Here is a 12839-nt window from a genome sequence, read left to right on the forward strand (position 1 = left end):
GGTCAGTGCGCCTTGGCCGCGGCGGCCGGCGCGGCAGCCGGCTTCAGCACCGGCCGGTTCTGCCGGTCAACCGGGGTCACCACCTGGCCTTCGCGCAGCAGGTGCCCGCCGGCGGCGACCACCCAGTCCTGCGCGGCGACGCCGGTCAGCACCGGCACCGACTCGGGACCATACGCGCCCACCGTGACGGGGGTGGATTTCAGTGCACCGTTGGCCGGGTTCACCACCCATACGCTGGGCGCGCCATTGGCGCCACGCAGCACCGCGCCCAGCGGCAGCTGCAGGGTGCCGCTGCGACCGGCGGCGGCGAACACGCGCGCGCTCTGCCCCAGTTCCACTTCGGCCAGCGCTTCCGGCGCCAGGCTGACCCGGGTGGCATAGGTGCGCGCCTGCGCGTCGGCGGCCGGCGCGATCTCGCGGATCGTGCCCGGTAGCATCTGGCCCGGACGGTTCCACAACTCGACCTGCACCTCCTGGCCCACCTTGTAGTCGCGGATGCTGCTTTCCGGCAGCGCGATCAGCACTTCACGGCCGCCATCGGCCGCCAGGGTGAACACGGTCTGCCCGGCGCCGACCACCTGCCCGGCTTCGGCCTGGCGGCTGGCGATCACGCCGTCGGCCGGCGCGCGCAGCTGCGCGTAGCCGGTCTGGTTGCGGGCCACCGACAGGTTGGCGCGGGCGGCGTTGGCCTGGCCCTGCGCAGCCTTGAACGCGGCGGTCTGCGCGTCCAGGGTGGATTTGCTCACCAGCTGCTGCTCGGCCAGCGTGGCGTAGCGCTTCTGGTCGTCGCGGGCACGCACCAGGTCGGCCTCCGCGGCAGCCAGCTGCGCCTGCGACGCACTGGCCTGGGCGGCGAAGTCGGCGGCGTCCAGTTCGGCCAGCAGGTCGCCCTTGCGCACGCGCTGGCCGGCGTCGACATGGCGCTTGATCAGATTGCCGCCCACCCGGAACGACAGCGGGCTTTCCTCACGGGCATGCACCTCGCCCGGATACGCGGCCACTTCCTGGCCGCTCACGGTGCCCGGTTGCACCACCAGCACCGGAATTGGTGCGGCCGGCTCGGCGTCCTGCTTGCCACACGCTGCCAGCATCAACGCCAGCAGGCCACTGCCCATCCATTGCAACTTGTTCATGAGGTCTCGGACCTTGAAGTACCGGGGGGAAGACCGCGTGGAACGCGACACTCTATTCCACGACGGATAATAGTGAACCAGTCGGTATAGTATAAATATCGAACCGATTGGTCTAGTATTGTTTGCATGACCGAACCCACTGCTTCCGCCGCCTCGTCCAAGCCCGCTGTCAAGGCCGCAGGACCCGGCCGCCCGAAGGATCTGGGCAAGCGCGCGGCAATCCTGGAGGCGGCCAAGGCATTGTTCGTCGAACAGGGGTACGGCGGCGTCAGCATGGACAGCATCGCGGCCCAGGCCGGGGTCTCCAAGCTCACCGTTTACAGCCATTTCGGCGACAAAGAGACGCTGTTCACCGAAGCTGTGAAGTCGACCTGCGTCGAGATGCTGCCCGACGCGCTGTTCGTCACCGACGCCGAAGGCGCCCTGCGCGAGCAGCTGCTGGGCATCGGCCGGGCGTTTTTCAACATGATCACCTCGCCGGCCGCGGTGGCGGTGCAGCGGGTGATGATGGCGCCGGACACCGACGACCGGATCCGCGAAATGTTCTGGGAAGCCGGCCCGCAACGCACCAGCGACGCCCTGGCCGAGTTCCTGCGCGCCCGCACCGAACGCGGCGAGCTGGAGATCAGCGACTTCCACACCGCCGCCCTGCAGTTCTTCACCCTCATCAAAGGCGAGCTGCATACGCATATGATGTGCGGGCTGCGACCGGTCCCGGCCGAGTGCGATGCGACCACCCACGTGGAGGAAAGCGTCGCCTTCTTCCTGAGGGCCTACGCCACCCGCCCCGCGCGGTGACACCAACATGAATGGCTGGAGGTCGCGGTGACTTCCGGCACTGCGACCCCGGCGCGACGGCAGCGATGCTCCCAGTGCGCCGCCGGCTCCCGGCACCGGTAAAATGGCCGGCCCACTGCGCTGGATTAGAACCTCATGACGATCGATTACGCCCACGCCCGCGAACTGATGGTTGAACAGCAGATCCGTCCCTGGGACGTGCTGGACATCCGTGTGCTCGACGTACTGGCACGTTTGCCGCGCGAGGCGTTCGTCGCCGAAACGCACCGCAAGCTGGCCTACACGGACGTGGAACTGCCGCTTGGCTTCGGCCAGAAGATGATGAAGCCGGTCATCGAAGGCCGCACCCTGCAGGCGCTGGACCTCCAGCCCGGCGACGAAGTACTCGAAATCGGCACCGGCAGCGGCTACCTGAGTGCCTGCATGGGCGCGCTGGCCCGCGAAGTGCTGAGCCTGGAAATCCAGCCGGAACTGGCTGCCACCGCGCGCGCCAACCTGGACGCCAAGGGCCTGGGCACCAACGTCCGCATTGAAACCGCCGACGCGTTGAACTGGGATACCGAACGCCGCTTCGACGCGATCTGCGTCACCGCTGCGGTCGACACCATCCCGGCCCGCTTTACCCAGTGGCTGCGTCCGAACGGTCGCCTGTACGTGATCCGCGGGCAGTCGCCGGTGATGGAAGCGGTCCTGGTCAAGGCTGACGGCAGCATCGATTCCCTGTTTGAAACCGATATCGACTACCTGCGCGGTGCCGCGCCGGCACCCCAGTTCCAACTCTGAGTCCAAGGAAGCCGCAATGATCCGCCGATCCCTCGCTATTGCGCTGGCCGCCGCACTGCTGCCCATGACCGCCTCTGCCGCCGACCTGCTGCAGGTCTACGAAATGGCGCGCAATGGCGATCCGCAGCTGTCTGCCGCAGAATCGACCCGTCTGTTCGACAAGGAAGGCGCCGTGCAGGCGCGTGCCGCACTGCTGCCGCAGATCAACGGCGAGGCGTCGCTGACGCAGAACCGCACCAACCCGAACCACGACATCAGCTCGAATTCGTACACCACCAAGAACCGCAACTACGGCGTCAACGCGTCGCAGACGCTGTTCAACTGGACCCAGATCTCCAACCTGCGTTCGCAGCGCGAGCTGAGCAAGGCCGCGGACTTCACCCTGGATTCGGCCAACGACGACCTGATCGTGCGCACCTCGGCGGCGTACTTCAACGTGCTGGTGGGCATCGAATCGCTCTCGGCCGCGGAGACCAACGAAGCGGCTGCGAAGAAGCAGTTCGACTTCGCCGACAAGCGCCTGGAAGTGGGCCTCGCCCCGATCACCGACGTGCATGAAGCGCGCGCCCAGTACGACCAGGCCCGCGCCAACACCATCGTGGCGCAGAACACCTTGGCCGATTCCTACCAGGCACTGACTGAGCTGACCGGCCAGCCGGTTACCGACCTGCGTGCGCTGCCGGCCGACTTCCGTCCGGAACTGCCGGCCAAGTACGCCACCGTCGACGAGCTGGTGAACCGCTCGGTCGAGCAGAACCCGGCGCTGAAGGCGCAGGAACTGAAGGTCAGCGCCGCGGAATCCAGCGTCCAGGCCGCACGTGGTGGCCACTACCCGACCCTGTCGTTGGGTGCCAGCGCCGGCCGCCAGGCCAGCTGGGGCGACGTGGTCGGCAGCGGCTCGAACTTCAGCCCGGATGCGCGCAGCAACAGCATCGGCCTGACCCTGAGCGTGCCGATCTTCTCCGGCGGCGCCACCCAGTCCGGCGTGCGCCAGGCCCTGGCCCAACGCGACATCGCCCAGGACGGCTACGAGCAGCAGAAGCGTGCCCTGGACCGCAACACCCGCAACGCCTACCAGACCCTGAAGGCCGGCATCAGCGAAGTGGAAGCGCGTCGCCTGGCCGTGGTCTCGGCGCAGAGCGCCTATGACGCCTCGCAGGTTGGCCTGGAAGTGGGTACCCGCACCGTGCTGGACGTGATCCAGAACCAGCGCATCCTGTTCGCGGCGCAGCTCGAATACGCCAACGCGCGTTACACCTTCCTGCAGAACCGGCTGCTGCTGGGCCAGGCGGTGGGCGTGCTGGATGTTGCCGAATTGCAGGACATCAACCGCCTGCTGACCCAGCAGGCGGCGACGCCGAGCACCACGGTCAACAACTGATCGCGGTGTAATGCGGAAACGAAAAAGCCACCCGGAAGGGTGGCTTTTTTGTACCGGACGCGATTATTTGTAGTAGTCGCTTCTACCACCCGGCTGCCGCTTGAACCGCCGATGGATCCACAGGTACTGGTCAGGCGCTTCACGCACCATCGCTTCAATGGCCTGGTTGACCCGCGCGGTATCCGCTTCAACGTCTTCGCTCGGGAAGTTCTCCAGCGGCGCACCAATCTTCAGGAAATACTTCCCACCTTCGCGTCGATGGAAGTACGGGATCACCGCACACCCGGTCATGCGCGCCAGCTGGTGCGTGGCCGTAATGGTCGAAGCGGTGTGCCCGAAGAACGGCACGAACACGGTGTCCTTGCCGCGCATGTCCTGGTCCGGCGCGTACCACAGAAAGCCGCCCTTCTTCAGATGCCGCACAGTGGCGCGGATGTCTTCGTTGGCATACATCGCCTTGGCGTAACGAAGCCGACCGAACTTCACCGCCCACTCGTACACCGGGTTGCGGTGCTTGCGGTACATGCCCGAAAGATCCACGTGGTCGCACAACAGCCGACCGCACATCTCCAGGGTCATGAAGTGGCCCGACACCAGCAGCACGCCACGGCCTTCGGCCTGCATGCGCTTGAGGTGTTCCAGCCCTTCCACCTCAACCTTGGGGCGGATGCTGTCGATGCTGCCCCACCAGGCACGGGCGAATTCGAAGATGCCCACGCCCAGCGCGTCGAAGCTGTCGCGCAGCAGGCGTTGGCGCCAGGCGTCGTCCTTTTCGGGGAAGCACAGCTTGAGGTTCACCTCGGCCGCGCGACGGCGGCTGCTGGCCACGTGGTAGGCCACGGTACCCACGCCACGGCCCAGCACACGCTGCAGGCCCCACGGGAGCCGGGCGATCACGAAGGCGGCCAGGATGAAGGCGAAGGTGGGCCAGTGCCGGGGATTGCGCAGGGACGGCCGGGTGGCGGTGGAAGCGTTATCGGACATGCCCCCGATTCTAAGTCATGCAGCGGCCGCGCATGTCTTTCCCGGTGCGGCTCCCGTATCCTCCGTACATGCGTAAAAGCCCTGTCGAATGGATCCTGCGCGGCCTGTATTCGGTCGTGCTGTACCTGCTGTTGCCAATCACCGTGTACCACCTGGTCTGGCGGGGTTTCCGGGTGCGCGAGTACTTCCAGCGCTGGGACGAGCGCTATGCCTCCTACCCGCATTCCAGCGCCCAGCCCCGGGTCTGGCTGCATGCGGTGTCCGTGGGCGAAGTGAACGCGGCCGCGCCGCTGGTCAACGCGCTGCGCCAGCTGCGCCCGGACATCCGCTGGGTGATCACCACCATCACCCCGACCGGCTCGGAACGCGTGCGCTCGCTGTGGGGCGATGCGGTGGACCACGTGTACCTGCCGTATGACGTGCCCGGCAGCGTCGGCCGCTTCCTGGGACATTTCAAGCCCAGCCTGGCGCTGATCCTGGAAACCGAGCTGTGGCCGAACCTGCTGTTCGGCTGCCGCGACCGTGGCATTCCGGTGTACATCCTCAACGCGCGCCTGTCGGCACGCTCACTGCGCGGCTACCGTCTGCTGCGCCCGCTGATCGGACGCACCCTGCGCACAGTGACCTGCGTGGCCGCACAGTCGGCCGACGATGCCGAGCGCTTCATCCAGCTCGGTGCCCTGCCCGAACAGGTGCAGCCGCTGGGCAACCTGAAGTTCGACATCGCCACCCCGAACGTGCGCGAGTTCACCGCCCACTTCCACGCGGCCGTGCCCGGCACGCGCCCGGTGTGGATCGCCGCCAGCACCCATGAGGGAGAGGAGCAGGCCACCATCGACCTGCACCGCCGCCTGCGTGCGGAGGTCCCCGGCCTGCTGCTGCTGTGGGCGCCGCGCCATCCGGAGCGGTTCCCCCGGGTCGAAGCGCTGGCCCGCGAACAAGGCTGGAAGGTCAGCACGCGACGCCAGCAGCAGTGGCCGCAGGCCGACAGCGATGTGTTCGTGATCGATACGCTGGGCGAGCTGATGGCGTTCTACGGCTGCGCGCAGGTCGCCTTCGTCGGTGGCAGCCTGCAGCCGATCGGCGGGCACAACCTGCTGGAGCCGGCCGCGATGGGTACCGCCACGGTGACCGGCCCGCACCTGCACAACTTCTCCGAGATCTCCCGGCGCATGCGCGAAGCCGGCGCGGTGATGATTGCCGATGACGTGGCCGGCGTGGGCGACGCCCTGCTCGCGCTGCTGCGCGATCCGCAGGCCCGCGAAGACATGGCCAGTGCCGGGTGCGCGCTGGTCAGCAATGGTCGCGGTGCGTTGAAGCGCACGGTGGAATTGATAGCCCCGAAACTGCCGCCGCCGCTGCGGTAGAACCACGCCCTGCGTGGCTCTACCGGGTCTGTTCGTCGCTTGCGAGCAGGCTGCCTGCGTACAACGCGGCCAGCAACAGGGTCAGACCGCCCCAGAAGGTGGAATAGAACGCCAAGTGGGTGTTGAGCGGGAACACGGTGACCGCCAACGCGAGCATCGCAGGCCGCGCGCGTTCGCGCGCTTCCTTCGGTGCGAAGCGCCAGGCGCGCCACGCCTGCGCTGCGGCGGCCAGCCACAACAGCAGGCCCAGCACGCCGGTTTCCGCCAGGATCTCCAGAAGGATCTGATGCGCATGCAGCGCCGGGCCTGCGCCCCACACTTCCTGCGCTTCCGGGCGCGGATTGCATTCCGGGTACGCGTCGCGGAAACCGCGGGCACCTACGCCGTTGATGGGATGCTCCTCGATCATGCACCCGGCCGCCGCCCAGATCTGCGCGCGTCCAGACAATGCCTGGTTGACGCCATCGGTCTCGCCTTCCCACGCCATCGCCGTGCGCTCCAGGCGATCACGCACCTGCGACGAACCCACGCCCAGTCCAATCGCCACGACCAGCCCCACTGCCACGCAGGCCAGCAGCCCGCGTGCACCGAGCAGGCGCCAGCCCGAGAACACCAGCACCAGCGCATAGGTCAGCCATGCCGCGCGCGAACCCGCCATGACCAGCACCACGCCCAGCGCCGCAGCCGCCACCATCCAACCCCAGCGACCAAACCGCGACGCTACCGCAAACAACAGGAACGGCGACAGACTCGCCAGTACCTGGCCGAACTTCAGGTTGCACGGGCCCAGCACGCCACTCAACCGATCCGCCGCCGCCATTTCCGCCGGCGGGCACAACCCATGGCCACTGATCGCCCACTTCAACTGATCCATCGACCAGAACAACGGGCTGGTGCCGAACGCGGCCTGCGCCAACCCATCCAGTGTCCAGACCCCGGTGATCACCGCAATGCCCTTCAAGGTCAGCGCGCGTCGCTCCGGCGTGGCCACGGCAATCGCCACCAGCCACATGAAAGGCAGGTAGCGCAGCCCGGCCGCCGTTTTGCGCCACGCCGTGCCCGGGTCGATCGCATCGAAGGCGGAAAACGCCTGCGGCAGCCAATAGCCCAGGAACAGGATGCTGGTCAGCGCCCATGCCGGACTACTGAGCATGCGCTGCTTGCCCTGCAGGCGCAGCTGCACCATGCGCGCGGCGGCATAGATCGCGCCCAGCCCCAGCACGGTTTCGGCTATGCCAGGCAATGGCAGCAGCGCCACGAAGGCGATCACCCACCACGGCGCCCAGCGGCCCGCACGGAAGCCCGGCGAACCCGGCGCCTTCAGCGGCTCAGCCAGCGAGGGAGGAATAGAGCTGGAGCGTGTCACGTTGCATCGCCTGCAGGGTGAACGGAATACGCGAAGGCAGCGCCGGCGGCTGCGCCAGCAACTGCAGCGCACGCGCCAGCAGGGCCTCGGCGTCGCCCAAGGGTACCGCGCCCGATGGCTGGAGTTGTTGCAGGAGCTCACCCACGCCGCCATGGTTCCAACCCAGTACAGGTCGGCCCACCGACAGCGCTTCGACCACGGTGCGGCCAAATGCTTCGGGTTTGTCTGAAAGTTGCAGGACCAGATCGCTGGCGCCATACGCCTCGGCAATGCGCGAGGTGGGCGGCGTCATCAGCAACGCATCGGCGATGCCCAGCTGGCGTGCCTGCGCCTCAAGCGCTTCCACATAGCGTTCGCGCCCCGGCTCGCGGGTGCCCGGCATCCACAGCCTGGCCGGTACGCCGGCGGCATGCAGCCCGGCCAGCAGCGTCAGCGCGTGGCCATGGCCCTTGAGGCGGGTGCCACGGCCAGGCAACAGCAGCAGCGGCGCATCGCCGGACAACGCCGGGTGCTGCGCGGCCACCGCCAGCCGTGGGCGACGGTCCTGCCGGCCCACGCGCGGGAACTGCGCCACGTCCACGCCGCGCGGAATCACCTGCAGGCGTTCGGCCGGCACGCTCGGGTAATGAGTGCGGACAAACTCGCGCACGGCGTCGGACACGCAGATCACCCGCTCGCCACTGGTCATCACCGCACTGTAGCGGCTGGGCGAATTCAGGCCGTGCACCGTGGTAACCCAGTGCGGACGCGTAGCGGCAGGCAGGTTGCGCACCGCATACAACCCCAGCCAGGCCGGCAGCCGCGAGCGTGCATGCACGATGTCCGCGCCGGTTTCCGCCAGCAGGTTGCGCAGCGTGCGCACGTGGCGCAGCGTCCACAGCGACTTGCGGCCGATGTCCAGGGTGAGGTGTTCGGCACCACTGGCCAGCAGTGGTTCCACCAGCCGGCCACCGGCCGACACCACGATCGCGCGGTGCCCGGCCGCGACCAGCGCGGCGGCAATTTCCAGGGTGGAGCGCTCGACCCCGCCGGAGTGCAGCGCCGGCAGCAGCTGCACCACGGTCAGTCGGCGCATCCGGTCGTGCCTGCTCAGTCGGCCAGCACGAAGACCGAACCGCAGTACGGGCACGCGGCTTCGCCGCTGGGCTCGTCTTCGATCGGCAGGTACACGCGCGGGTGCGAGTTCCACAGCGCCATTTCCGGCGTCGGGCAGCTCAGCGGCAGGTCGCTGCGGTGCACGGTGTAACGCTTTTCAGCATTGGCGGGCGCGGTGGCGGTATGGCTCATGGCGTGGACACGAAAGGGATTGCGAGGGCGTCGATTCTAGCACCCGGGGCGTACCGCGCGCCGCCGCCGGTCCAGCGCGCGGGTTCCGGGCGAAACCCACGAAATGCGATTTTCCGGGGTTTAGATCGAACTAATTTCACTTGCGGAGCCGCGCCGGGTGTTGCAGGATCGGACGCGTTCCGATCAAACACCCGATCGCATGGCCCGTCCCCCGCCGGACCTGCATCGCTTCGACTGCCCTCCCCGGGCGGCCGGCGCGCTGCTGTCTGCCGAGGTCGCCGATGCGGGCTTGCCCTGCCGCCTGTCCCACCCGGGAGATCCCTGCATGACCCTGCCGCACCCCCGTCCTGCCCGCCGCGCCCTGCTTCCGCTCGCGCTTGCCCTGGCCTGTTCGCCCGCCTTCGCGCAGGGCCTGCAGACCTCGTTCGAGCCGGGTGAACCGGCCCCGCAGGCCAGCCAGAACGGCGTGCAGGTGAAGATCGGCGCAGGCCCGACGGCGCCTTACGCGGCCAAGCCGGGGGTCGGTTACAGCGGCCTGCATGCCCTGCACTACGCCAGCGCCGGCGGCACCGCGAGCACCCAGCTGTTCGCCACCGACGTGACCGTCGATGCCGATACCACCCTGTCCTGGCTGGTGCTGCCGGAAATCGTCGGGGACGACACCGTGGCCTCCACCTACGTCTCGCTGGACCTGGTGCTGGACGACGGCAGCCGCGTCTCGGCCAGCGACGCACGCGACATTCACGGCATCGCGCTCGGCGCCAAGGCCCAAGGCGACTCCAAGACCCTGTACCCGCAGCAGTGGGCGCACAAATCAGTGCGCCTGGGCGACGTGCCCGCCCTGCGCGGTCGCCGCGTGGTCGGCGTGGAGCTGGCCCTGGCCAGCACGGCAAACGCCCCGGTGTCGGGCTGGATCGACGACGTGCGCCTGGACAGCCAGCCGCGCACCGTGCCGACCCGCGCGTCCGACTGGGTGCTCACCACCCGTGGCACCCAGGCCAATGGCACCTTCTCGCGCGGCAACAACTTCCCCGCCACGGCGGTGCCGCATGGCTTCAACTTCTGGACCCCGGTCACCGACGCCGGCGCGCTGAACTGGCTGTACCGCTGGAACGAGCAGAACAACGCCGCCAACCGCCCGCAGCTGCAGGCGCTGGCCCTGAGCCACCAGCCCAGCCCGTGGATGGGCGACCGCCAGACGTTCCAGGTAATGCCCTCGGCCAGCCGTGGCGTGCCCGAGGCCGACCGCGCCAAGCGCGCCCTCGCCTTCGACCGCGACAACGAAAGCGCGCGCCCGTATCGCTATGCGGTGCGTTTCGACAACGGCATCGCCGCCGCCATTGCGCCGACCGACCATGCCGCCCTGTTCCAGTTCGACTTCCCGAAGGACGGCGACGCCAACCTGCTGTTCGACAACGTGGATGCGCGGGGCGGGCTGACCCTGGACGCGACCACGCAGACCCTGTCCGGCTACACCGACGTGCGCAGCGGCCTGTCCAACGGCGCCACCCGCATGTACGTGGTCGCCAGCTTCGACACGCCATGGCGCAGCAGCGGCCGCATCGACAGCGGCCGTCCCACCGGTTACATCAAGTTCGACCTTGGCAGCGACCGCCGCGTGAACATGCGCATCGCCACCTCGCTCATCTCGGTGGAGCAGGCCCGCCACAACCTGGCGCTGGAGCTGTCCAGCGACGACACCCTGGACAGCGTTGCAGCGCGCGCGCAGGACGCCTGGGACCAGCGCCTTGCCCGCTTCGACATCGGCCAGGCCAGCGACGACCAGAAAACCACGCTGTATTCCAGCCTGTACCGCCTGTACCTGTACCCGAACTCGGGCTTCGAAAATGCAGGCACCGCTGCGGCACCGGACTGGCGTTACGCCAGCCAGGCCAGCGCCGAGGACAACAACACCGACGGCAGCGCCTCGCGCAGCTTCGCGCCGATCCGCGACGGCAAGGTGTACGTCAACAACGGCTTCTGGGACACCTTCCGCACCACATGGCCGGCGTATGCGCTGTTTACTCCGGACGACGCCGGCGCGCTGGTGCAGGGCTTCCTGGAGCAGTACCGCGCCGGCGGCTGGGTGGCGCGCTGGTCCTCGCCGGGCTATGCCGACCTGATGGTGGGCACCAGCTCCGACGTGGCCTTCGCCGACGCCTACCTCAAGGGCATCACCGGCTTCGACCCGGACGAGGCCTACAAGGCCGCACTGAAGAACGCCACGGTGGTGCCGCCGGATCGCCATGTCGGCCGCAAGGGCATGGACCGCTCCACCTTCCGAGGCTACGCCAGTGCGGACGTGCACGAAGGCATGTCCTGGACGATGGAAGGCGCGCTCAACGACTTCGGCATCGCCAACATGGCCGAGGCGCTGGCCAAGCGCGCCGGCACTGCCGCCGCGCGTGAGCGTTACGCCACCGAAGCGGCGTACTTCCGTGCGCGCGCCGGTGTGTACAGCACCGTGTTCGACCCCGCCGCCGGCTTCTTCCAGGGTCGCAACGAAGACGGCAGCTGGCGCGTGGATGCGAAAAAATACGACCCGCGCGTGTGGGGCCACGACTACACCGAATCCAACGGCTGGACCTTTGCCTTCACCGCCGCGCACGACGGCGAAGGCCTGGCCGGCCTGTACGGCGGCCGCGCCAAACTGGCCGAGAAGCTGGATACGTTCTTCAGCACGCCGGAAACCGCAGACCCGGCCTTCTCCGGTTCCTACGGCGGCACCATCCATGAAATGACCGAAGCGCGCGACGTGCGCATGGGCATGTACGCGCACAGCAACCAGCCCTCGCACCACATTCCGTGGATGTACCTGTACGCGGGGCAGCCGTGGAAGACCCAGCAGCATGTGCGCGAGATCCTGTCGCGCCTGTATGTGGGCAGCGAGATCGGCCAGGGCTACCCGGGCGATGAAGACAATGGCGAGACCTCGGCATGGTACGTGCTGGCCTCGCTGGGCCTGTACCCGCTGCGCATGGGCTCGCCGGAGTATGCGATCGGGTCACCGGCGTTCAAGCATGCCAAGGTGGAACTGCAGGGTGGCGCGGTGCTGACGGTGAACGCACCGGAGAATTCGGACCGCAACATCTACGTGCAGTCGCTGAAGATCAACGGCAAGCCGTGGACCCGGACCTGGGTGCCGCACGATGTGATCGCCAAGGGCGCGACGCTGGACTTCGAGATGGGTCCGGCGCCGTCCAAGTGGGGCACGGGGCCGGATGATGCGCCGCGCTCGCTCACCGCAAGGGGTGAGCGCCCGGCGATCCTGCATGACCTGTTGGGCAAGGGCGCGCGGGCGACGGCGGAGAATGGGCGCGAGCTGGCGGCGCTGATCGATGATGACGCAGGTACGGTGGTGCCGTTTGGTGGCGCGGGGACCGTGGTGTTCACCGGCGTGGCCGAGGGTGCGCCGACCATGTACACGCTGACCAGCGGGAATTCGGCGATCAAGGGGGCGAAGTGGACGCTCGAGGCGCGCAAGGCAGGCGGCGCATGGACCACCCTGGATCAGCGTACGGGTGAGAGCTTCGAGTGGTCGCAGCAGACCCGGCCGTTCCGGATTGCCAAGCCGGGCCAGTACGCCGAGTACCGGTTGCGGGTGGAAGGTTCCGGGCGGGCGCAGTTGGCGGAAGTGGAGCTGTTGGCGCCTTGATGGGCTGAACGGGCTGGGACCGCCTGGGACACGCGTGGCGTGTCGCTACGCGGCGGCCACCGTAGAGCCGGGCTCTGCCCGGCTC

At 68.2% G+C, this 12839-nt stretch carries 10 protein-coding genes; 5 read left to right on the forward strand and 5 right to left on the reverse strand.

What is annotated here, in order from left to right; translation table 11 throughout:
* Nucleotides 1-2: 2 nt before the first annotated feature.
* Nucleotides 3-1133 (reverse strand): efflux RND transporter periplasmic adaptor subunit, encoded by a 1131-nt coding sequence (locus tag RYM47_RS06485; RefSeq protein WP_315386723.1) that lies wholly within the window; start codon nt 1131-1133, stop codon nt 3-5.
* Nucleotides 1134-1259: 126 nt separating this feature from the next.
* Between RYM47_RS06485 and RYM47_RS06490 the strand changes: the two genes are divergently transcribed.
* From RYM47_RS06490 to RYM47_RS06500, 3 genes are all read left to right on the forward strand, one after another.
* Nucleotides 1260-1931, forward strand: coding sequence for a TetR/AcrR family transcriptional regulator (locus RYM47_RS06490; RefSeq protein WP_315386724.1), 672 nt, complete (start codon nt 1260-1262; stop codon nt 1929-1931).
* 135 nt (nt 1932-2066) lie between these two features.
* Nucleotides 2067-2714 (forward strand): protein-L-isoaspartate O-methyltransferase, encoded by a 648-nt coding sequence (locus RYM47_RS06495; RefSeq protein ID WP_315386725.1) that lies wholly within the window; start codon nt 2067-2069, stop codon nt 2712-2714.
* A gap of 16 nt (nt 2715-2730) precedes the next feature.
* Nucleotides 2731-4095, forward strand: a complete 1365-nt coding sequence (locus RYM47_RS06500) for a TolC family outer membrane protein (RefSeq protein WP_315386726.1) — start codon at nt 2731-2733, stop codon at nt 4093-4095.
* Nucleotides 4096-4158: 63 nt separating this feature from the next.
* Here RYM47_RS06500 and RYM47_RS06505 read toward each other — a convergent pair whose 3' ends face one another.
* Nucleotides 4159-5079 (reverse strand): LpxL/LpxP family Kdo(2)-lipid IV(A) lauroyl/palmitoleoyl acyltransferase, encoded by a 921-nt coding sequence (locus RYM47_RS06505; protein WP_315386727.1) that lies wholly within the window; start codon nt 5077-5079, stop codon nt 4159-4161.
* A 68-nt stretch (nt 5080-5147) separates the two neighbouring features.
* Between RYM47_RS06505 and waaA the strand changes: the two genes are divergently transcribed.
* Nucleotides 5148-6446 (forward strand): lipid IV(A) 3-deoxy-D-manno-octulosonic acid transferase, encoded by a 1299-nt coding sequence (gene waaA / locus RYM47_RS06510; protein ID WP_315386728.1) that lies wholly within the window; start codon nt 5148-5150, stop codon nt 6444-6446.
* 19 nt (nt 6447-6465) lie between these two features.
* Here waaA and RYM47_RS06515 read toward each other — a convergent pair whose 3' ends face one another.
* The 3 genes from RYM47_RS06515 to RYM47_RS06525 are packed head-to-tail and all read right to left on the reverse strand — an operon-like array spanning nt 6466 to nt 9099.
* Nucleotides 6466-7770 (reverse strand): O-antigen ligase family protein, encoded by a 1305-nt coding sequence (locus RYM47_RS06515; RefSeq protein WP_315386871.1) that lies wholly within the window; start codon nt 7768-7770, stop codon nt 6466-6468.
* Nucleotides 7771-7774: 4 nt separating this feature from the next.
* Complete coding sequence (locus RYM47_RS06520) at nt 7775-8887, reverse strand: glycosyltransferase (RefSeq protein WP_315386729.1); 1113 nt, start codon at nt 8885-8887, stop codon at nt 7775-7777.
* Between the two features lie 14 nt (nt 8888-8901).
* Nucleotides 8902-9099 carry a zinc-finger domain-containing protein gene (locus RYM47_RS06525; protein ID WP_315386730.1) on the reverse strand — a complete coding sequence of 66 codons (198 nt, stop codon included), beginning with the start codon at nt 9097-9099 and terminating at the stop codon, nt 8902-8904.
* Nucleotides 9100-9424: 325 nt separating this feature from the next.
* Between RYM47_RS06525 and RYM47_RS06530 the strand changes: the two genes are divergently transcribed.
* A complete protein-coding gene (locus tag RYM47_RS06530; RefSeq protein ID WP_315386872.1) occupies nt 9425-12754 on the forward strand; it encodes a GH92 family glycosyl hydrolase in 3330 nt (1109 codons plus the stop codon).
* Nucleotides 12755-12839: the final 85 nt, after the last annotated feature.

The sequence above is a fragment of the uncultured Stenotrophomonas sp. genome, from assembly GCF_963519125.1.
Classification (GTDB): domain Bacteria; phylum Pseudomonadota; class Gammaproteobacteria; order Xanthomonadales; family Xanthomonadaceae; genus Stenotrophomonas.

Excerpts from the sequence above, each read along its gene's own strand:
- RYM47_RS06485 (WP_315386723.1), bottom strand. The coding sequence starts at position 1,133 with ATGAACAAGTTGCAATGGATGGGCAGTGGCCTGCTGGCGTTGATGCTG.
- RYM47_RS06490 (WP_315386724.1), top strand. The coding sequence starts at position 1,260 with ATGACCGAACCCACTGCTTCCGCCGCCTCGTCCAAGCCCGCTGTCAAG.
- RYM47_RS06495 (WP_315386725.1), top strand. The coding sequence starts at position 2,067 with ATGACGATCGATTACGCCCACGCCCGCGAACTGATGGTTGAACAGCAG.
- RYM47_RS06500 (WP_315386726.1), top strand. The coding sequence starts at position 2,731 with ATGATCCGCCGATCCCTCGCTATTGCGCTGGCCGCCGCACTGCTGCCC.
- RYM47_RS06505 (WP_315386727.1), bottom strand. The coding sequence starts at position 5,079 with ATGTCCGATAACGCTTCCACCGCCACCCGGCCGTCCCTGCGCAATCCC.
- waaA (WP_315386728.1), top strand. The coding sequence starts at position 5,148 with ATGCGTAAAAGCCCTGTCGAATGGATCCTGCGCGGCCTGTATTCGGTC.
- RYM47_RS06520 (WP_315386729.1), bottom strand. The coding sequence starts at position 8,887 with ATGCGCCGACTGACCGTGGTGCAGCTGCTGCCGGCGCTGCACTCCGGC.
- RYM47_RS06525 (WP_315386730.1), bottom strand. The coding sequence starts at position 9,099 with ATGAGCCATACCGCCACCGCGCCCGCCAATGCTGAAAAGCGTTACACC.
- RYM47_RS06530 (WP_315386872.1), top strand. The coding sequence starts at position 9,425 with ATGACCCTGCCGCACCCCCGTCCTGCCCGCCGCGCCCTGCTTCCGCTC.